Raw genomic sequence first — 22,039 nt, 5'->3', positions numbered from 1 at the left:
ATTTAATTCAAGTTTTAATAAGCAAAGTATCTTTTTATCAGAATGGATCTTTAAACTTTACTTTTTAAACTTATTTAATACTTTTGCACCATGCAAATTCTCAATTTTCCACACTATACTTTTCGGTTCAAAAATAGCGAAAATAAAACAGCTATTTTTGATGTCATTCGTAAAAAATTTATAATTCTTACACCTGAGGAATGGGTAAGGCAGCATGTAGTTCGGTTTTTATTGGAACAAAAAGAATACCCCCTTTCTTTAATAAATGTTGAAAAAGTCTTAAAAGTCAACGGCTTACGCAAAAGGTACGATGTTGTTGTTTACAATACTGACGGTACAATTAATATCCTTGTAGAATGCAAAGCGCCTCAGATTCAAATAGCACAAGTTACATTTGACCAAATAGCCCAATACAATATGACATTACAAGCCAACTTTTTGATGGTAACCAATGGATTGAATCATTACTTTTGCCAAATGGATTTTGAAAATGAAAAATATCAATTTCTGAAAGATTTGCCCAATTACGGGCCACTTTAGCACATTATTACACCATGAAAATAGCCGTTGTTATCCTTAATTGGAATGGAACCAAATTATTAGAACAATTTTTACCCTCAGTAGTACAATTTTCAAAAGAAGCTACTATATATGTGGCAGATAATGCTTCTACAGATGAATCCGTTGCTTTTGTAAAACAAAATTTTCCTGAGGTTGAGATTATTCAAAATTCTGGTAATTTTGGTTTTGCGAAAGGCTATAACAAAGCACTTCAACATGTGAATGCCGATGTGTATGCACTCATTAATTCTGATATTGAAGTTACCGAAAATTGGTTGCAACCTATTTCAAAAATCTTTGAAAAAGAACCAAATACCGCTATTATTCAACCCAAAATACTAGATTTCAAAAATAAAGAATATTTTGAATATGCTGGAGCAGCTGGAGGCTTTATAGATAAGTACGGATATCCATTTTGCAGGGGAAGAATCTTTGAAACTCTAGAAAAAGATTTAGGACAATACGATGATCAAACAAATTTATTTTGGGCTTCTGGAGCTTGTTTTTTTATAAGAAGTGCTGTTTACCATGAACTCGAAGGGTTTGATGGAGATTTTTTTGCCCATCAAGAAGAAATAGATTTATGTTGGCGGGCAATAAATAAAGGATATATTATTAAATATAATTCTGAATCTGTTGTGTATCATGTAGGTGGTGCTACTTTACAACAAGGAAATCCTCTAAAAACGTATTTGAATTTTAGAAATTCTTTGTTGATGCTAACCAAAAACTTACCTAAAAAGCAACTCTTTATTATTTTATTCCCCAGAATGATTTTAGATGGTGTTGCAGGAATACAATTCTTAATTCAAGGAAAAGGGAAACATTTTTGGGCTATCCTCAGAGCACATGGGGCATTTTATAAACTATTTAGGAAAAATTACGCTAAACGAGACAAAACGCAATCACCTAAATACTATAAGACCAAAAGTATCGTTTATAATTACTTCATTAAAGGACACACTGTTTTTAACGATTTATTTAGAATATAGTGTTCCAAAAAAACTAAATTTGTTTCAGTAACAAAAAAAATATTACCTATGAAAAAAATAGCATTAACCCTTACCGTTTTAGCCCTTATGACATCATGCGTTTCAAAAAAGAAATACACCGATTTAGAGGCGAAAAATAAAGAAACACAAGACTTATTAAATACTGCCACTGTAAAGCTTAATTCTTGCTTAGAGGAAAAAGCAGGACTTGCTGCAACTGCAGCAACTTTAAAAGAACAAAATCAAGGTTTGATTAGTGTTTCAAAAGATATGACTGTTTTATCTACAAAAGGTGCTGAAAATATTGAAAAAGCATTAGAATCAATCAAAGAGAAAGATTTAAAAATAAGCAGAATGCAGGATGCTTTGACCAAAAAAGATAGTGTGACACTAGCGCTTGTTACTAGCTTGAAAAGTTCTGTAGGAATATCTGATCCGGATATTGAAATAAATGTTGAAAAAGGGGTAGTATTTATTTCTATTGCAGATAAATTATTATTCAAAAGTGGAAGCTATGATGTAACAGATCAAGCTAAAGGTGTACTTGCAAAAGTTGCCAAGGTTGTAAATGACAAACCAGATTTTGAGTGTATGGTTGAAGGACATACGGATAATGTACCATACAACGGTACAGGAGTTTTACTTGACAACTGGGATTTGAGTGTTAAACGTTCCACTTCAATTATACGCGTACTTACGAATCAACTTGGTGTAAAACCAGAACAATTGATAGCTGCTGGTAGAAGTTCATACATACCACTTGTTGCTAATGATACAGCTGAAAATAAAGCAAGAAACCGTAGAACAAGAATTGTTGTTTTACCAAAAATTGATCAATTTTATGAAATGATCGAAAAAGAAATGAAAAAACAAAAACAATAGTTTTTTATTCAAATCATAAATCAAACGCCTCAATTAGAGGCGTTTTTTTTTGTTATAAAGATGATACCCTTATTTAGTTTAAAGTATTAAAATATATAATTAACAATCGAAATCATTTCCATTGTAATGAGATACTTATTACTGATTAAATTTGTAAGTTTGCGAGGTCAAAAAAATATGTATTTTTATGGATGTAATCGAAAAAAATTATAAAAAATTATCTATTCAAGTTTCCTTGACTGGACTTTCTTTTTGTTGTTTTGACACCTTAAATGATACGGTTTCTTCGTTTAATGAGGTATATTTTGATGCTTTTCCAAAGACAACAAAAATTGAAGATTTATTTGCAAATGCTTTTAAAAACCATTCGGAATTATCTCAAAAATATGACGAAATTCTTGTTGTACACAATAATAATTTAGCAACATTTGTCCCTACTCTATTTTTTGATGAAGAAGCACTAGGTAGTTACTTGCAATACAATACTAAGGTTTTTGAAACTGATTTTTTTGCTTTTGACACATTAGAGAACCACCAAATGAATACAGTTTATATCCCTTATGTGAATATTAATAATTTTTTTATAGATCATTTTGGTTCCTTTACATACAAGCATGCACACAGTATTTTAGTTTCAAAATTATTAGAATTAACAAAAGACAAGCTCCGTAAAAAAATGTTTGTTCATCTTAATACGGGTCATTTTGAAATAGTAGTTATAGAAAATCAAAAACTTATATTTTTCAATTCTTTTGATTACAAAACCCCCGAGGATTTAATTTATTATATTCTTTTTACTGCAGAACAGTTAGGAATGAATCCTGAATATTTTGCATTAGAATTTATTGGAAAAATAGATGTAGAAAGTGATTTTTACACAATTGTTTACAAATACATTCGAAATGTATCTCTCATTGACGTGGAAGACTTACGTTGGAATAATTATTTTTCTGTTGCCGAAAACAGAGCCCATTACATACTTTTTAACTCATGAGAATCATATCCGGAAAATATAAAGGAAGAAGAATTTCACCTCCAAAAGGCCTACCTGTTCGACCTACAACAGACATGTCTAAAGAGGCTCTATTCAATGTTTTAAACAATCATTTCAGTTTTGAAGACCTCAAAATATTAGATTTATTCGCAGGGACAGGAAACATTAGCTATGAATTTGCTTCTCGCGGTTGCACGCCAATAACTTCTGTTGATGGTGATTTTGGTTGCGTAAAATTCATCAAACAAGTAGCCTCTGAATACGATTTTAATATAGCCGCTACAAAAAGTGATGTGTTTGCTTATTTGGAAAAATGCAAGACATCTTATGATATCATTTTTGCAGACCCTCCATATGGTTTAGACCAAAAAACGTTTGAAAGAATTGTAATGTTGGTTTTTGAAAAAGAGTTACTCAATCAAGATGGAATGATGGTCATTGAACACTCTAAATACACAAAACTCGATCATATGATACATTTTTCGTTTCAAAAAAGTTACGGAGGATCTATTTTCAGTTTTTTCGAAATTGAAAGCGAAGATGATGATGATACTAAAGTAATTTCTTTGAATCAAGAAGAAGAGTAAATTGTAGTGTTTTAAGTTAATTTCATTAAAATTTGCTCGTATTTAGGCGTAAGAACTCCGCATTTTAATCCTTCAACCACCACATATTCTGTTAGCGATTTTACTTCTGTAGTATTTCCAGCTAAAACATCTCTGTGCATGGATGATGTATTGTCTTGAGGCGATTTTTCTAGTTTGATTAATGTTTGAGCAACAATATCGTTCGGTAAGTTGATCCCTTTTGCCAAAGCAACAGCCGAAATTTCCTTTAACAATGAAATATAGAGTTCTTTATTGGTAGGATTATTTAAAATTCCACCAATATTTTGATTCAAATACGATGTTGCAGAAGCTAAAGCCGAAATAAAAATAAACTTTTCCCATATCGTTTCCTCGATATTTTCTACAAGATAGCTTTCGATTTTTGCATTTTTAAAAATAGATTGTAATCCTTCTAATTTAGAAATTGGCACTGTTTTGGAACCAAAAAATAATTTTTCATACGAACCAATTTTCTTAATATTTCCAGGAGAAGTAATCATGGAAACAATATAAACACAAGCTTTCAAAATTGTATTTTCAGGAAATAATGTTTGAATCCGCTCCGTTCCATCAACACCATTATATAATGGCAGAATAATAGTGTCAGAGGTAATACAATCTTTTATCGACATCAAACTGTTTTCAATATCATAGGTTTTTGTAGCACAAATAAGGACATCTAGAGTTCCAATCTCTGCTGGATCATTGGAAACCAAATTAGGGAACACATTACTTTCAGTGGTATCGGTACTTATTTTTAATCCATTTTGCGCTATGGTATTTTGAGTATTACCACGGGCAATAAATATAATTTCGATAGCATCTGATTCTGCGTAAGCCTTTCCTAGCAATCCTCCAAAATAGCCGCCTACTCCACCAATTCCTAAAATTCCAATTCTTGTTTTCATAAAAATAAACTTTTACCTAAAGTATGTTCTTTGTCACTCCCAAAAATACTATAATCTTTAACACAAACTTCTAAACTGTTGCATCAAAAGAACAAATCAAAATGGTAACTTTGCTTTTTTGCCAAAAATTATGCTAGACAAAGACAATACCATTGAAGTTCAAGGCGCTCGCGTGCACAACTTAAAAAATATAGATGTTTCCATTCCAAGGGAAAAACTGGTTGTCATTACCGGTCTTTCGGGATCTGGTAAATCCTCCTTAGCTTTTGATACCATTTATGCCGAAGGGCAACGCCGTTATGTAGAAACGTTTTCTGCTTATGCGCGTCAGTTTTTAGGTGGTTTAGAACGTCCTGATGTTGATAAAATTGACGGGCTTTCTCCTGTGATTGCTATTGAACAAAAAACGACCAGTAAAAGTCCGCGTTCCACCGTAGGAACTATAACTGAAATTTATGATTTCTTACGTTTGCTCTATGCTCGTGGTGCCGATGCCTACAGTTACAACAGTGGCGAAAAAATGGTTTCTTACTCTGACGAGCAAATTAAGGATTTGATTATTCAGGATTTTTCAGGAAAACGAATCAATATTCTTGCTCCTGTAATTAGAGCTCGAAAAGGACATTACGCAGAGCTTTTTCAACAAATTGCCAAACAAGGTTTCTTGAAAGTTCGTGTTAATGGCGACGTACTTGATATTACTCTAGGGATGAAACTCGACCGATATAAAACGCATGACATCGAGATTGTAGTCGATCGAATGGTAATTGAAGACACGCCAGATAACGCCAAACGTTTGATGGAAAGTATCAATACCGCCATGAATCAAGGTGAAAATGTATTGATGGTTTTAGATCAAGATTCGAATGAGGTGCGCTATTTTAGTCGGAACTTGATGTGTCCAAGCACTGGAATTTCCTATCAAAATCCAGAGCCCAATTTATTTTCTTTCAATTCTCCAAAAGGAGCTTGCGATCATTGCAACGGACTTGGAACTGTAAATGAAGTCAACAGCAAAAAAATTGTTCCAAACCCAAAATTATCTATAAAGGCGGGTGGTTTTGCTCCTTTGGGCGAATACAAAAGCTCTTGGATTTTTAAGCAATTGGAAACCATTGGTGAAAAATTCGGTTTTAAACTGACTGATGCTATTGAAACCATTCCTGCAGAAGCGATGGAAATGATTTTGAATGGTGGTAAAGAAAAATTTAGCATCGAATCGAAAACAGCTGGAGTTACTAAAGAATATAAAATTGATTTTGAAGGAATCTCGCATTTTATAAAAAACCAACATGATGAAAGTGGATCGGCGACAATCAAGCGCTGGGCAAAAGAATTCATGGACGAGATAAAATGTCCTGTTTGTGAAGGTTCCCGATTAAAAAAAGAAGCCCAATTCTTTAAAATCAACACCAAAAATATAACCGAATTGTGCGATATGGACATTTCGGATTTGACTGCTTGGTTCAAAGATTTAGACAACCATCTCTCTGATAAACAAAAGCGTATTGCTACTGAAGTAATCAAAGAGATTAAAGATCGATTGAATTTCTTGATGAATGTAGGTTTGGATTATTTGGCTTTAAGCCGAAGCTCTAAATCACTTTCGGGTGGTGAAGCACAACGCATTCGGTTGGCTACGCAAATTGGTTCGCAGTTAGTTGGTGTTTTGTATATTCTGGATGAACCAAGTATTGGTTTGCACCAAAGAGACAATGAGAAACTGATTCATTCGTTGGAACAATTGCGCGATATTGGAAATTCTGTAATTGTGGTGGAACACGATAAAGACATGATTGAACGCGCTGATTATGTGATTGATATTGGACCCAAAGCAGGGAAATATGGTGGTGAAATCATTAGTAAAGGAACTCCAGCAGAGATTTTGAAACACCATACTATTACAGCGATGTATATGAATGGCGAAATGAAAATTGAAGTTCCTAAAAAACGAAGAGAAGGAAACGGAAAATTCCTAAAATTAACCGGAGCAACTGGAAATAATCTAAAAAACGTTTCAATTGAGTTGCCTTTGGGTAAAATGATTTGTGTAACTGGAGTTTCAGGAAGTGGAAAATCGACTTTGATCAACGAGACGCTCTACCCTATTTTGAATGCCTATTATTTTAATGGTGTCAAGAAACCGCAGCCGTACAAAAAAATTGAAGGTTTAGAACATATCGATAAAGTGATTGATATTGACCAAAGCCCGATTGGTAGAACACCTCGAAGTAACCCAGCAACCTATACCGAAGTTTTTACAGAAATCAGAAATCTTTTTACGATGACTTCTGAAAGTATGATTCGGGGATACAAAGCGGGACGTTTTAGTTTTAATGTAAAAGGCGGACGCTGTGAAACCTGTGAAGGATCAGGTGTTCGAACCATAGAAATGAACTTTTTACCTGATGTATATGTAGAATGCGAGACGTGCCAAGGAAAGCGTTTTAATAGAGAAACACTAGAAATAAGATACAAAGGAAAATCCATTTCGGATGTATTGAACATGACCATTGATGAGGCTGTTCCATTTTTTGAAAATATTCCGAAGATATACAGAAAAGTTAAAACCTTACAAGATGTAGGTTTGGGTTATATCACTCTAGGACAACAGAGTACCACACTTTCTGGTGGTGAAGCACAACGCATCAAGTTAGCGGGAGAATTGTCTAAAAAAGATACTGGAAATACGTTTTACATATTGGACGAACCTACGACAGGACTCCATTTTGAGGATATTAGAGTGCTGATGGAAGTGATTAACAAACTAGTTGATAAAGGAAATACGATCTTAATTATTGAACACAATATGGATGTGATTAAACTGGCTGATTACATTATTGATATTGGTCCTGAAGGCGGAAAAGGCGGCGGTCAGTTGATTGCCAAGGGAACGCCTGAAGAAGTAGCGAAAAGTAAAAAAAGCTATACCGCACAGTTTTTAAAGAAAGAGTTGGTTTAATTTACCTCTTTTGCAGGGGAATATGAGACTAAAAAAATTAGAAAAAAACTACAAAAGCAGTACGCTTCAGTTTTAAAAAAAGAATTACTTTAGCAGGCTCGATTTTTAGCCCTGATGGAAGTGGCATCCTTTTTATTTTTTTCTTTAAAAAATAAAAAGATAAAACGGACAGCAGGATAAAGCTCCTGAAAAAAAATAGAAAAGATAATTAAAATACAGAATATGAGATTAGAAGATTTTGATAATGACGAGGATAAAGTAATCCAAGACCGATTGAAGCAGAAAGATTGGAATGAAATACGTACTAACGACAGCTGGGCAATTTTTAAAATCATGTCGGAGTTTGTAAATGGGTACGAAAGCATGGGGCGTATAGGTCCTTGTGTGTCTATTTTTGGGTCTGCTAGAACCAAACCTGAGGATCCGAATTATTTATTAGCAGAAAAAATTGCTTACAAGATTAGTAAAGCGGGTTACGGGGTAATTACTGGCGGTGGTCCTGGAATTATGGAAGCTGGAAATAAAGGTGCGCATTTAGGCGGTGGAACCTCAGTAGGATTGAATATTGAGCTGCCATTTGAGCAGCATTTTAACCCGTATATTGACACGGATAAAAACTTAAACTTTGATTATTTCTTTGTTCGTAAGGTGATGTTTGTGAAATATTCACAAGGATTTGTGGTTATGCCAGGAGGTTTTGGTACACTAGACGAACTTTTTGAAGCGATCACTCTGATTCAAACTAAGAAAATTGGAAAATTCCCTATTATTTTGGTAGGAAGCAGTTTTTGGTCTGGATTATTAGACTGGGTAAAAACGGTACTTGTAGAAAAAGAAAAAACAGTGAGTCCGCAAGACTTAAACTTAATTAAGATTGTAGATACCGAAGATGAAGTTGTGGCAGTAATTGATGCCTTTTATAAGAAATACGATTTATCTCCAAATTTTTAAATTGAAAAGAAGCTGCTCACAACAGCTTCTTTTTTTTTGTCAAAATTTAAAAAAAATAAGAATTTCGTGTTGAATAATACTTATATTTAGCCCTTTGAGTGCAGCTGGTTTATTTTCAAAAGAAATGATTTTGATACAGAATCTTAAATATTTAAACCCTTTTTTACAATAGGCACTTGATTTTTTATTGGCATTAATCTTAAACAAAGGAGTACAAATTTGAAAACCTATATAAGAGTTACGTTAACATTTTTTTTGTTAATTGGAATACAAAAAAATTACAGTCAGCATTTTACTAAAATGCAAGCGGTTGTCAATCCTGAAAGTAAAACTATAACCGTGGAACAGGAATTTGTGTATCAAAATGAGTCGAATGATACGCTTACATCTTTAGTTTTTAACGATTGGAACAATGCATATGCTACTAAATTTACCCCACTAGCCAAACGGTTTTCGGACGAATTTTACAGAGGTTTTCACCTAGCCAAAGAGGATGATCGTGGAAGTACTCAAAATTTAAAAATACTAGATACAACCACCGAATTACAATGGAACCGGCCTGAAAAAAACCCGGATTGTGTTGTTGTGACATTAACCAATGCCATTTTGCCTTTTCAAAAAATAAAACTCACACTTACTTACACGCTAAAAATTCCGAATGCGAAATTTACAAATTATGGCATTGATAATGAAGGGAATTTTAGTTTAAAAAACTGTTTTTTAGTCCCAGCACGATATGAAAACAACAACTTTTTACAATATAGCAACAACAATCTTGATGATAGTGCAAATGGCATTACCTCATTTGAAGTTTTAATAACACTACCTTCCAAAAAAAAACTATCTACAGACTTAAATGTACTGCAGTTTGATGAAAAAGGAGAGGAAACCACACATCTTTTAAAAGGAGATAATCGTACAAACATTAATTTGATAATTACCTCAAAACCAGAATTTACAAGTTTTAAAAATAATATTGTTGATGTTGTGACCGATTTAAAGAACACTAAGTTAAACGATATTCAAAAGGCTTTAGTAATAGATAAAGTAGTCACCTTTACCAATGCATTTATTGGAAAATATCCACATGAGAAAATCATTATAACTCAAAATGATTATGATAAAAATCCGTTTTATGGCTTGAACCAACTACCCTCTTTTTTGAGTCCCTTCCCTGAAGAATTTTTGTATGAAATTAAGTTTTTAAAAACATATTTAAATTCATTTCTCAAAACAAGTTTACACCTTGACCCTAGAAAAGAAAATTGGATTTATGACGGCATTCAAGTCTATGCTATGATGAAATATATTGACGAGAATTATCCAAATACAAAAATGATTGGCAGTCTTTCCCGATTTAAACTGTTACAAAATTTTAATATTGCAAATATTGATTTTAATGATCAATACAGTTATTTTTATATGTTAATGGCACGTAAAAATCTAGATCAACCCTTAGGAGAGTCTAAAAATAATTTGATTAAGTTTAATGAACAAATTGCCAATAAATATAAGGCTGGATTAAGCATTAGGTTTCTGGATGATTATCTTAAACAAGACATTATGATGCAAAGTATTCAAGAATTGTATGCAAAAAAGCAACATATACTAGCAACAAGAACTGATTTTGAAACGCTTTTAAAATCCAAAACAAAAAAAGATATAAGTTGGTTTTTTACCACCATGATCAATTCAAGAGACATTATTGATTATAAATTTACAACTCTGAGTAAGACAAAGGACAGTATTACATTTTCTGTAAAAAACAGAACAGGAACTACAATTCCTATTCCTGTTTATGGCACTAGGAAAGGCGCAACTGTTTTTAAGCAATGGCTAGATATTGAGGCCTGTGATAGCACCTTAACCATTCCTAGAAAAAACATTGATCGCTTGATTTTAAACTTAAAAAACGAAGTACCAGAATTTAATTTGCGCAATAACTGGAAAAAGTTAAATGGTTTTTTGCCTAATAACAGACCAATAAAATTTGTTTTTATGAAAGATCTTGAAGATCCTTATTACAATCAAATATTATATGTACCTTCTATTTACTATAATTTATATGATGGCCTTACCCCGGGCATTCGATTACATAATAAAACCATACTTGACAAACCTATTATTTTTGATGTCAATCCGTCTTACTCTACTAGATCACAAAATATATCTGGATCAGCAGCATTTGTGGTGAACCAAAATATTAGGACAAGTACTCTGTACAACATTCGATATGGGATAAGTGCCAATTATTTTAATTACGCACAAGACGCAGCGTATTTTAGATTAAATCCATCAATTCAATTGCGCATTCGTGAGCCAAACTTTAGAGATAATAGAAAACAATTAATTCTATTTCGACAAGTCATTGTTAATAAAGATGAAAGTGCAATTCTTACTGAGAATACTGCAACTAATTACTCTGTTTTTAATACACGTTATATAAATACAAAAACTGAAGTTACCAATCATGTGAACTTTGCTATTGATTTACAGGCTTCAGGAAAATTTAGTAAACTTACAGCAGAAATTGAATATCGAAAACTTTTTGAAAATAACCGTCAACTCAATTTACGATTTTATGCAGGAAGTTTTTTGCATAATAAAACACAATCTAACTTTTTTAGTTTTGCGCTAGATCGTCCTACCGATTATTTATTTGACTATAATTACATAGGAAGATCAGAGAATAGTGGCCTTTTTAGTCAGCAATACATTATCGCTGAGGGTGGTTTTAAATCAAAAATAGACACTCCTTTTGCAAACAGATGGCTTACAAGTTTGAACGCTAGTTACAGCATTTGGAATTGGATAGAGCTATATGGAGATGTAGGATTAATGAAAAATAGTGGCTCAAAAGAGCGTTTTGTATACGATAGCGGCATACGCCTGAACCTGGTTACCGACTACTTTGAACTGTACTTTCCAGTCTACTCTAACAATGGTTGGGAAATTTATCAGAACAAATACAACGAAAAAATACGTTTTATTGTTACTTTTTCACCTAAAACATTACTCAATCTTTTTAATCGAAAGTGGTTCTAAACGAAAGCTATCTTGTCAAATTGTTGAATTATTCTTAAATAATCGAATATAAAATTACATATAACAAAAAAATAAACTTCATTTACTTAGAATAAATTGTGAAAATTAAATTCTATTTTTTTCAAAGCGCTATGATAATAGGTTGTTTTTAAGTAAATTTGCAGCATAAAGTTATACTTTTCTATTATGATAAAAGAAAAAACCAATTCTGCATTGACATTTGAAGATTTCAAAATCGAAGTTTTAAAAGACTATACCACCGCAATTATAAGCCGTGAGTGCAGTTTATTAGGACGAAAAGAAGTATTAACAGGAAAGGCCAAGTTTGGAATTTTTGGTGATGGTAAAGAAGTTCCTCAATTGGCTATGGCCAAAGCTTTCAAAAATGGCGATTTTAGATCAGGGTATTACCGTGATCAAACTTTCATGATGGCAATAGGTGAACTTACAATTCAACAATTTTTTGCAGGATTGTATGGCCACACAGATATCAAACATGATCCAATGTCGGCCGGAAGACAAATGGGTGGACATTTTGCAACACATAGTCTCAACGAAGATGGATCTTGGAAAGACTTAACAAAACAAAAAAATTCAAGTTCAGATATATCTCCTACTGCGGGCCAAATGCCACGTTTGTTAGGACTTGCTCAAGCCTCTAAGATTTACAGACAGGTATCAGGTATTCCAAATGCGGCAAATTTTTCAAATCAAGGAAATGAAATTGCTTGGGGAACCATCGGTAATGCAAGTACATCTGAAGGATTATTTTTTGAAACTATCAACGCGGCAGGTGTTTTACAAGTGCCAATGGTGATGAGTGTTTGGGATGATGAGTACGGAATTTCGGTTCATGCAAGACATCAAACTACAAAAGAGAATATTTCTGAAATCTTAAAAGGATATCAAAAAGAAGCAGATACCAACGGATATGAAATTTTTAGAGTAAAAGGCTGGGATTACGCTGATTTGATTACTACTTATGAAAAAGCAGCTACAGTAGCTCGTGAAAATCATGTACCCGTTTTAATTCATGTAAATGAGTTAACACAACCTCAAGGACACTCGAGTTCTGGATCACATGAGCGTTATAAAAATGCAGATCGCTTAGCCTGGGAAAGAGAATTTGACTGTATTAGACAAATGAAGTTGTGGATGATAGCTATAAATATAGCCTCTCCAGAAGAGATTGAAGCAATTGACGCTCAAGCAAAAAAAGAGGTTTTAGAGGGTAAAAAAGCAGCTTGGACAGCTTTTCTTGAGCCTATAATTGAAGATCAAAAAGACTTAATAGTACTATTGCAAAAAATCGCAACTACTAGCGCACATCAAGAGTCTATTTTAAAGTATGTAGCTGAACTAAGTGGTATTAAGACACCATTGAAAAAAGAAATTTTAGTTGCAGCTAGAAAAGTACTGCGATTGATTTTGAACGAATCTGGAAAAGATGAGCTTTCGCAGTGGATCACAAACTATACTAAGAAAGAACAAATAAACTTCAGCAGCAATTTATTTTCAGAAACAAAGGAAAATATATTTTCATCAAAAATGGCTTTACCTACTTATGCAGATGATGCAAAAGAAGATACAGATGGAAGAATGATTTTACGCGATAACTTTGATGCTATTTTTACTAAATATCCTGAAACGTTAATATTTGGAGAAGATGCAGGAGCAATTGGCGATGTAAACCAAGGTCTTGAAGGAATGCAAGAGAAATATGGAGAACTTCGAGTAGCTGACGTTGGTATTAGAGAAGCAACTATTTTAGGGCAAGGAATAGGACTTGCATTGAGAGGATTACGACCAATAGCCGAAATTCAATACCTAGATTATTTATTGTATGCAATTCAAATCATGAGTGATGATTTAGCTACTTTACGATATAGAACTGTAGGAAAACAAAAAGCACCGCTAATAATCCGTACTAGAGGACACCGTTTAGAAGGAATTTGGCATTCTGGGTCACCAATGGGAATGATTATTAATGCAGTGCGTGGAATTCATGTTTTGGTACCTAGAAATATGACACAAGCCGCCGGATTTTATAACAGCTTGTTAGAGTGTGACGAACCAGCTCTAGTAATTGAATGCTTGAATGGATACCGATTGAAAGAAAAAATGCCATTGAACTATGGAGAATTCAAAACTCCAATAGGTGTTATAGAAACTTTAAAACATGGAAACGACATTACACTTGTTTCTTATGGATCAACATTGAGACTTGTACAACAAGCTGCAATAGAATTACAAGAAGTTGGCATTGATTGTGAAGTTATTGATTTACAATCACTTTTACCATTCGACATCAACAAAGACATTATAAAAAGTATTGCAAAAACAAATCGTTTGCTAGTGATTGATGAGGATGTACCAGGAGGAGCTTCGGCTTATATCATGCAACAAATTCTTGAGGAGCAAAATGCTTATGAACACCTTGACAGTAAACCACAAACTTTAACTGCAAAAGCCCACAGACCTGCTTATGGTACTGATGGAGATTATTTCTCTAAACCATCGGCTGAGGATATTTATGAAAAAGTTTATGATATGATGCACGAAGTAAATCCGTTAAAATTTCCTTCATTGTATTAATTTTTTAAAATAATAAAAAAACCAATCTTAATCTAGATTGGTTTTTTTTTAAAATAATTTTCTTAAAATCAGCCCTCAACAAAAGTTAAACTCTACCGCACAACTTCCCATTTAATTATCTTTACTAAAACTAAAATAATTATGGAAAAATATGCATTGTTAGCTCGATTAGAAGCCAAAGAAGGAAAAGAAGCTGAAGTGGCAGCATTTTTAAAAAGTGCCCTACCATTAGTATTGGATGAACCCGAAACGGTGAATTGGTACGGATGGCAAATAGGAACATCAACATTTGGAATTTTTGACACCTTTGAAACTGAAGAAGGTCGAAAAGCACATTTGGCAGGTAAAATAGCCGAAGCTTTAATGGCAAATGCAGGAACGCTTTTATCAAAAGATCCTGTAATAGAATTTGTAGACTTACTTGCAGTAAAATAAGTATGTCAAAAAAATATTTGATTTAAGAAAACGTCTTAATTAATTGTTATAATGCCAATATAGCCTCGCTATATTGGCATTTTTTTATATTTTTAATGAAAAAAAACATGCAACCGCTAGAAAACATACTAAAAGATATTCATGATTGTAAAGTAATTGAAAATACAATTCCATATAGTGATTATATTCCACTGGATTTATCAGTACACAATACTCATTTTCAAAACCTACAATTGAAAAATGCCCCCGAATTTGAACGTTACATAGACAACTATTTATTAGAAAAAAATGCTAAAGTAGCTTATGGCGGTTACAATGAAACCAGGGATTTGTACAAGCGTAGTGGTATTTTTAATGATCTTAATACCGAAGAACGAAACATTCATTTAGGTCTAGACTTGTGGATAAAAGCAGGTACATCAGTATTAGCAGCTCTTGACGGCACGGTTCATAGTTTTAATTACAATACTGGTCTAGGAGATTATGGACCCACAATAATTCTAGAACATGCTATAGACGAACATTTATTCTATACTCTTTATGGACATTTAAGTCTAGATAGTTTAAAAAATATTGCAGTTGGTGATTTCTTTGCAAAAGGTCAGTTGCTAGCTACACTTGGTGAAGCCGCTGTAAACGGAGATTATGCTCCTCACCTACACTTTCAAATTATAAAAAACATACAAGAAATGCATGGAGATTATCCAGGTGTTTGTAGTAAAAAAGATTTAGATTTTTATCTAGAAAATTGTCCCGATCCTAACCTATTACTTAAAATATGAAAAAATTAATTTTTCTTACAGCTATTCTATTGGTTGTTATTGGCTGTAAAACCAACAAAAATATTACTACGGATCCTACAACCGCATCAACTATAATAAAAATAGCTGTAGGTGATATTAATGATACTCAAAAGATCAAGGCTTATGAACTGGGTAAACGTGTTTTAATGACGTGTAACACCTCTAAATTTAAACCTTTTACGCCTGATGAAGCAACACCATCAGTGATTCAAAATACCACACAAGAAAGACTTACTAAAACGTGTCAACGATTTAGACAATATTACGGCACATTTGAGGATTTAAAACTTATCGAAGCCTATACAATTAAAAGCGATAATTCCATTATTTTTAGATACAAAGCACTTTATTCTAAAAATGTTGCCAACAAAGAATTAAGGGTCACAATGACATCTACTAATAAGGTTTCCTCCATAAAATCATTGGACTGGAATGATACTATTAATATAAATTAATAATTCATTTAATTTCGAAGTATACTCTTTTGATATATTTTATTTTGTAACCAATTCGAAATCAAGAGATATAGTCTATTTTTCTGAAATAATTAACCTAAATTATTTCACAAATTTTCACTTTAATTATATAACAAATAAAATGTTGACTTTGTATAATTTTACATTATCGAAATAACAAACTAAATATTTGATTGAATTATTTCGATAATTGTATTTTACTATTTTTTTTATACGGCTCTAAAATTAATTTTCTGAATAATTAGTATTTGTGAAAATTAAATTTACTTGATAGCTATATAAAATTAATTAACGTAACTTACATATATTAAACACGTTACTAACACAACATTAAATAAATATATTTGAAACTATACATTAAATACATGGTGAGCAATCGTTGTAAAATTGCAGTCAAAGAAGAGTTAAAAAAGCTGAAACTCCATTTTGTGGTTGTTGATTTAGGAGAAGTCGAAATCATGGAAAACTTATCTATGGAGCAAAGACAAATCTTAAAAGCTGCACTTCTTGATTCAGGACTTGAATTGATGGATGATAAAAAATCTATGTTGATAGAAAAAATAAAAAATGTCATTATCCAGATGGTACACCACTCAACGGAGGTCATTAAAATTAACTTTTCAGATTATTTAAGTCAGCAGTTAAACCATGATTACACCTATTTATCAAATTTATTTTCTGAGGTTCAAGGTACTACTATTGAACAATTTATTATTTCACATAAAACTGAGCGCATTAAAGAGCTTATAATTTACGGAGAATTAAACATTACTGAAATTGCTTGGAAAATGAATTACAGTAGTGTAGCCCATCTTTCGAGCCAGTTTAAAAAAGTGACAGGCTTATCTCCTTCACATTTTAAAAAATTAAAAGATAAAAGGAGAAGTCCAATTGAAGAAATTGGAAATCACAAAAACAACTTATAGATATGTATTACAAAAATGGAGAAATCCAGGAAAATAACGATGTTCAGTATAACCGAAATTTAATAGAGTCTATACTAGAGCCTATATTTATTGTAAACATACAAGGTGAAATTATTGATTTCAACAAAGCAACTTCATTAATTATTGGTAAAGAACGTGAAAATATACTGTATTCAAATTTTGAAGATTATTGTCATCCCGTTCAGCAAGTTCGAAATCTTATATCAATAGTTTGCCAAAAGGGATCATTGTACGATCAAGCATTAGAACTTAAAGATGAAGCTGGTAATTTAATACCCATCTTGTGTAATGGAACACCTTTTAAAGATAACGAAGGAAATTTAATTGGTGTTATTTTTGTTGTTCGGGAAACCTCAAAACAAAAATGGTCTATTGAATTAGAGGAAGCACATAAAGAAAAAGAAAAACAACAAGACCTTAATAAAGAACTTGAAAAACTCAATAACTCTGCAATTCTAGCATCTCAGTATACTTTGAGTTTAATTGAAGCCAGTCAAGATCCGCTAGTTACTTTGAACACCAAAGGTAAGATTACGGATATGAATCAGGCCTTGGTAAACAGTACTGGAATGTCAAGAGAAGAGCTCACTGGATCTGATTTTTTTGATTATTTTACCGAAAAAAAGAATGCTCGCGAAGTTCATAAAGAGGTATTTGATAAAGGAAGCGTTTCTAATTTGCCACTTACCATCAAGCATAAAAATGGAAAATTAACTGATGTACTTTGCAACGGTTCTGTATACAAAGATGCGCAAGGAGAAGTGGCTGGTGTAGTTATAGTAGCGAGAGATGTAACAGAACAAAAAAAAATAGCATCAGCCCTGATAGAAGCACGAGTATTTGCTGAATTAGCTACCGAAATCGCAGAAGAAGCTAAAAAAAATGCTGAAAGTGCAGCCATAATTGCTAAAAATGCTGTAAAAGCCAAACAGCAATTTTTGTCTAATATGAGTCATGAAATTAGGACTCCAATGAATGCAATTATTGGATTCACAAAAGTTGTTTTAAAAACCGATTTGACTGTAAAACAATTAGAATACATCAATGCTATAAAAATGAGTGGCGATGCATTAATCGTTTTGATTAATGATATATTGGACCTTGCCAAGGTAGATTCTGGTAAAATGACTTTTGAGAAAAAACCTTTCAAATTGAATGCTTCGCTTGAATCCATGCTTCATTTATTTGAAAATAAAATTCAAGAAAAAAACTTAAAACTTATTAAAGAATACGATCCAAACATTCCAAAAGTTTTAGTGGGTGACCCTGTTCGTTTGCATCAAATTATTTTGAACCTCGTAAATAATGCAGTAAAGTTTACTCAAAAAGGTATCATCACCGTAGGTGCTCAACTAGTTTTTGAGGACGATGATCGCGTGGTTATTGAATTTTCTATTTCGGATACGGGAATAGGAATACCAGAGGACAAACTAAATCATATTTTTGAAAATTTTAATCAAGCCTCAAGTGGTACTTCAAGAATTTATGGTGGTACTGGATTAGGATTAGCCATTGTTAAACAGCTTGTTGAATTACAAGGAGGAAAAATTCGAGTAAAAAGCACTATTAAAAAGGGATCTAATTTTAGTTTTTCTTTAAGTTTTCAAAAGACAAATGCCAATGCTGCACTAGAAAATGATTTGCTAGAACTGGATTCAGAAATTAAGAACATAAAAGTTTTAGTGGTTGAAGACATTGCACTGAACCAATTGTTAATGAAAACTGTTCTAGATGATTTTGGTTTTGAACGTGATGTTGCAGAAAACGGAAAAATTGCAATTGAAATGCTAAAAGAGAAAGCGTATGACATCATTTTAATGGACTTGCAAATGCCTGAAATGAATGGATTTGAAGCAACTGAATATATAAGAATTAAAATGCAGTCACAAATACCTATAATTGCACTAACTGCTGATGTAACAACAGTAGATTTAGATAAATGTAAAGCCGTAGGAATGAATGACTATCTAGCAAAACCCGTAGATGAAAGGTTGTTGTATAGTAAAATTGTTGGTATTCTTAAAAAACCTAAACTAGAAAAATTGTCAGCAAAATTGAATGAAAATATTGATACTACAGTAAAAAAAATAAGATGTATTGATCTTGTTTATTTGAATCAAAGAACAAAGTCTAATCCAGAGCTTATGATGGAGATGATTGATTTATATCTTGCTCAGACTCCCACATTAATAAATACGATTAAACAAAGTTTTGCAGAACAAAATTGGCAATTATTGGCTGCAGCGGCACATAAAATGATTCCTTCATTCTCTATTATGGGTATTAGTACTGACTTTGAGGATATCGCCAAAAGAATTCAGGAGTTTGCAAATTCACAAGAAAAATTAAATGAAATTGACGAATTAGTATTGCAATTAGAGGAAATTTGTTTGCAAGCTTGTGGAGAATTAGAAGAAGAATTAAACATTATAAAAAATACAAAAAAGTGATAAACGAAAATAAAATTAAAATTTTTCTAGTAGATGATGATGCTTTTTTTTTAAAATCATTGGAAATTGAATTTAATCAAAACACAAATTTTGTAATAGAAACCTATCCTACTGGCGAAAAGTGTATAGAAAATTTAAATCATTTACCAGATTTAGTTATCCTTGATTTTCAACTAGATGGAATTGTAATTGATGCTATGAATGGCTTGCAAACATTAGATAAAATAAAAGAATTAAATTCAAATATACCTGTCATAATGCTTTCATCTCAGGATAAGATAGAAGTTGCAGTGCAATGCATGCATCACAAGGCATTTGATTATGTGGTAAAAAGTGAAACCGCTTTTTTACGATTAGAAAAAATAATTTCTACGATTTTTAAGTATCAAAAATTAGAAAAAGAACTGCAATGGTACATGGATAGAATGTAGATTTTTCTCTTCTATTATATTACAGCTACGCTTTAGCTTTCAATTTTAAAAATATTTAAAATTGAAAGCTAAAGCGTTTTTTTTACTGCAAAAAATACCTTAAATCATTTTGTGTGAATGATATAAGTATTATAAAAAATTGTACAACAATAACGGAGTTCTTTACAACTATTTTTGTTTAACTAAATTATAAAAAAATGAACATCAAAAGAATTTTTGGAACAATACTCACCGTCCTTGGGATAGGTGGATTAATTTATACAGCTATGTTATTCTCATCAGCAAATTCTGATTTTGAATCTGTAAAACCTTTACTGATATACGGTATTCTTGGTGCTGTATTTTTTATTTCAGGGATCAGTTTAGTTCGTACTACTAAGGACGAATCATAAATTGAATTAACCTGTTTGATTTTCTATGAATCAAAATTAAATTAATTACAATGTGCTATTTTTTTAGAATATCAATTAATTTAAAAGAACTTCAAGATGTTTTGTATTTAAAATGCGTGTAAATAGGATTTTTTTTAATTATTCATAAAATTCCAAAAAGTTCATAAAATGAGAAATTCAAAAATTAATAGGCTTGAATTATTGAAAAATAATTATCCAAATAAAAGTGATTTAGAGTTTGTAGGACCTAAAAATCAAACCTGTCGAAATATTTATCTTGAGGAATTACAAGACATATACTTTTCTGAAAAATCACTTTTAATTTCGATTCCCATATTGATCCAGAAAGCAGCGAGTAAGGAAATTTCGGATGCACTTACAACTCATTTACAATTTACAAAAGAGCACATTCAGCGTCTTGAAGATTTTTTTGATTCAATTGGAGAAAAAAATATCATACTAAACTATTCTTCTTTATATGAAAACGAATCTAATACTCCATAATCAGGACCTACTCGATTGGTATTAATTTCAAGTTCATTGTGAAAAAAAATCACAAATAAACAATTTAACAAGGAATAGAAAATGTTAATCATATAACTTTTTGAATTAATAATGTAATATAAAATTACTGTACAATATTCACCTTTGTAAAAATTTAATTCTTGATTATAGAACAAAAAATATCTGGTTAAAAACAATCAATAATTATTTATAAAAAAACTCATTATGAAACTAAACATTGGAATCACCGAAGCGCACTTAAAAAGTAGTATTACCATTTTGTCATCGCTTTTAGCAAATGAAATGACTTTGTATATAAAACTTAGAAAATTTCATTGGAACGTATCCGGGCAAAGTTTTATGGAATTGCATCAATTATTTGAAGCTCAATATACTGAGCTTGAAGTTTCGATTGATGAAACGGCCGAACGAATAAGCAAATTAGGCGGAAAAACAATTGGGACTATGAGCGAGTTTAGTAAATTATCTGTTATAAAAGAATCTCCTAATGTATACCCAGTTCAAAAAGAAATGCTACAAGAACTTGTAAAAGATCATGAAACGTTAATTGTACAATTAAGAGAAGATATTGATACCTGCGACAGCAAAAATAATGATGCTGGAACAGCTGATTTTCTTACAGGATTAATGAAAGATCATGAAACAATGGCTTGGAAGTTAAGAAGATATTTAGAATAAAAAATTAAAAAAAAGTTATGATCAATTTAAAAAATGAGGTTTTAAAACCATCAAATAGTAATTGTAGAGTGGGAAAAACAGCCCCTTCTCAAAGATACAATTATACACAAAGAAATACAGTTTTTATAAATACGAGTAAAGTGAAATTTACTTAAATAGAAATTATAAATTCCTTTTTTATAAAGTGAAATTATCAAAAATAGGTTGAGTTTTGTTTGGTTTGGGCTGTTGGAAACAACAGCCTTTTTTTTACAAATTAAATAAAACATTCTCCCACAAAGTAAACTTGAAGTATCATTTTTTTTACCCTCATTTAGAATATATCTTATCCGTAAATATTGCAACTTTTCTGTAAAGTTGTGTAACAAGGTTTATGGTTATTTATATGAATTTTGCAAAGAGAA

Annotated in this window: 19 protein-coding genes; 18 read left to right on the top strand and 1 reads right to left on the bottom strand. The window is 31.8% G+C overall.

Translation table 11 applies throughout. From position 1 onward, the window contains the following. Positions 1–90 precede the first annotated feature (90 nt). The 5 genes from K5V07_RS07350 (at position 91) to K5V07_RS07330 (ending at position 4,016) form a co-directional block, all read left to right on the top strand. Positions 91–540 (top strand): type I restriction enzyme HsdR N-terminal domain-containing protein, encoded by a 450-nt coding sequence (locus tag K5V07_RS07350; protein WP_144890687.1) that lies wholly within the window; start codon positions 91–93, stop codon positions 538–540. A gap of 14 nt (positions 541–554) precedes the next feature. After that, positions 555–1,553, top strand: a complete 999-nt coding sequence (locus K5V07_RS07345; RefSeq protein ID WP_221916962.1) for a glycosyltransferase family 2 protein — start codon at positions 555–557, stop codon at positions 1,551–1,553. Positions 1,554–1,601: 48 nt separating this feature from the next. Further along, entirely contained in the window at positions 1,602–2,435 is an 834-nt protein-coding gene (locus tag K5V07_RS07340; RefSeq protein ID WP_221916961.1) for an OmpA family protein, read from the top strand. Between the two features lie 187 nt (positions 2,436–2,622). Beyond that, on the top strand, positions 2,623–3,429 hold the full coding sequence (locus tag K5V07_RS07335; RefSeq protein WP_144890681.1) for a DUF3822 family protein: 807 nt from the start codon (positions 2,623–2,625) through the stop codon (positions 3,427–3,429). Beyond that, positions 3,426–4,016, top strand: a complete 591-nt coding sequence (locus K5V07_RS07330) for an RsmD family RNA methyltransferase (protein ID WP_221916960.1) — start codon at positions 3,426–3,428, stop codon at positions 4,014–4,016. Before K5V07_RS07335 ends, K5V07_RS07330 begins: the two co-directional genes overlap by 4 nt. An 11-nt stretch (positions 4,017–4,027) precedes the next feature. On the opposite strand, the gene K5V07_RS07325 is transcribed toward K5V07_RS07330, so the two are convergent. Further along, a complete protein-coding gene (locus tag K5V07_RS07325) occupies positions 4,028–4,945 on the bottom strand; it encodes a ketopantoate reductase family protein (RefSeq protein ID WP_221916959.1) in 918 nt (305 codons plus the stop codon). A 130-nt stretch (positions 4,946–5,075) separates the two neighbouring features. Here K5V07_RS07325 and uvrA point away from each other — a divergent pair, with 130 nt between their 5' ends. The 13 genes from uvrA to K5V07_RS07260 all read left to right on the top strand — a co-directional run bounded on the left by uvrA (position 5,076) and on the right by K5V07_RS07260 (position 21,635). After that, positions 5,076–7,907, top strand: a complete 2,832-nt coding sequence (gene uvrA, locus K5V07_RS07320; RefSeq protein ID WP_221916958.1) for an excinuclease ABC subunit UvrA — start codon at positions 5,076–5,078, stop codon at positions 7,905–7,907. A gap of 222 nt (positions 7,908–8,129) precedes the next feature. Next, positions 8,130–8,858 (top strand): TIGR00730 family Rossman fold protein, encoded by a 729-nt coding sequence (locus K5V07_RS07315; protein WP_144890655.1) that lies wholly within the window; start codon positions 8,130–8,132, stop codon positions 8,856–8,858. Between the two features lie 219 nt (positions 8,859–9,077). Beyond that, positions 9,078–11,903: an aminopeptidase gene (locus tag K5V07_RS07310; protein WP_370632457.1), complete on the top strand. Its 2,826-nt coding sequence runs from the start codon at positions 9,078–9,080 to the stop codon at positions 11,901–11,903. A 186-nt stretch (positions 11,904–12,089) separates the two neighbouring features. Continuing rightward, the gene (locus K5V07_RS07305) at positions 12,090–14,498 is read left to right on the top strand and encodes a thiamine pyrophosphate-dependent enzyme (protein ID WP_221916957.1); all 2,409 of its coding nucleotides are present in this window, start codon (positions 12,090–12,092) and stop codon (positions 14,496–14,498) included. 141 nt (positions 14,499–14,639) lie between these two features. Continuing rightward, on the top strand, positions 14,640–14,933 hold the full coding sequence (locus K5V07_RS07300; protein ID WP_144890649.1) for a putative quinol monooxygenase: 294 nt from the start codon (positions 14,640–14,642) through the stop codon (positions 14,931–14,933). Positions 14,934–15,040: 107 nt separating this feature from the next. Next, positions 15,041–15,715 carry a peptidoglycan DD-metalloendopeptidase family protein gene (locus K5V07_RS07295; protein ID WP_221916956.1) on the top strand — a complete coding sequence of 225 codons (675 nt, stop codon included), beginning with the start codon at positions 15,041–15,043 and terminating at the stop codon, positions 15,713–15,715. Continuing rightward, positions 15,712–16,191, top strand: a complete 480-nt coding sequence (locus K5V07_RS07290; RefSeq protein WP_221916955.1) for a hypothetical protein — start codon at positions 15,712–15,714, stop codon at positions 16,189–16,191. Before K5V07_RS07295 ends, K5V07_RS07290 begins: the two co-directional genes overlap by 4 nt. Before the next feature lie 386 nt (positions 16,192–16,577). Next, the gene (locus K5V07_RS07285; RefSeq protein ID WP_086455095.1) at positions 16,578–17,138 is read left to right on the top strand and encodes an AraC family transcriptional regulator; all 561 of its coding nucleotides are present in this window, start codon (positions 16,578–16,580) and stop codon (positions 17,136–17,138) included. A gap of 2 nt (positions 17,139–17,140) precedes the next feature. Next, a complete protein-coding gene (locus K5V07_RS07280) occupies positions 17,141–19,609 on the top strand; it encodes a PAS domain-containing hybrid sensor histidine kinase/response regulator (RefSeq protein WP_221916954.1) in 2,469 nt (822 codons plus the stop codon). Beyond that, positions 19,606–20,040, top strand: a complete 435-nt coding sequence (locus K5V07_RS07275) for a response regulator (RefSeq protein WP_221916953.1) — start codon at positions 19,606–19,608, stop codon at positions 20,038–20,040. Before K5V07_RS07280 ends, K5V07_RS07275 begins: the two co-directional genes overlap by 4 nt. A gap of 197 nt (positions 20,041–20,237) precedes the next feature. Continuing rightward, positions 20,238–20,432: a hypothetical protein gene (locus K5V07_RS07270; protein WP_086455092.1), complete on the top strand. Its 195-nt coding sequence runs from the start codon at positions 20,238–20,240 to the stop codon at positions 20,430–20,432. 168 nt (positions 20,433–20,600) lie between these two features. After that, entirely contained in the window at positions 20,601–20,936 is a 336-nt protein-coding gene (locus K5V07_RS07265) for a DUF892 family protein (protein WP_221916952.1), read from the top strand. A gap of 225 nt (positions 20,937–21,161) precedes the next feature. Then, the gene (locus tag K5V07_RS07260; RefSeq protein ID WP_182651690.1) at positions 21,162–21,635 is read left to right on the top strand and encodes a Dps family protein; all 474 of its coding nucleotides are present in this window, start codon (positions 21,162–21,164) and stop codon (positions 21,633–21,635) included. Positions 21,636–22,039 lie beyond the last annotated feature (404 nt).

It is taken from the genome of Flavobacterium sp. CHNK8 (assembly GCF_019774515.1).
Classification (GTDB): Bacteria; Bacteroidota; Bacteroidia; order Flavobacteriales; family Flavobacteriaceae; genus Flavobacterium; species Flavobacterium tiangeerense.
This window is presented reverse-complemented; position numbering and strand designations above follow the sequence as displayed.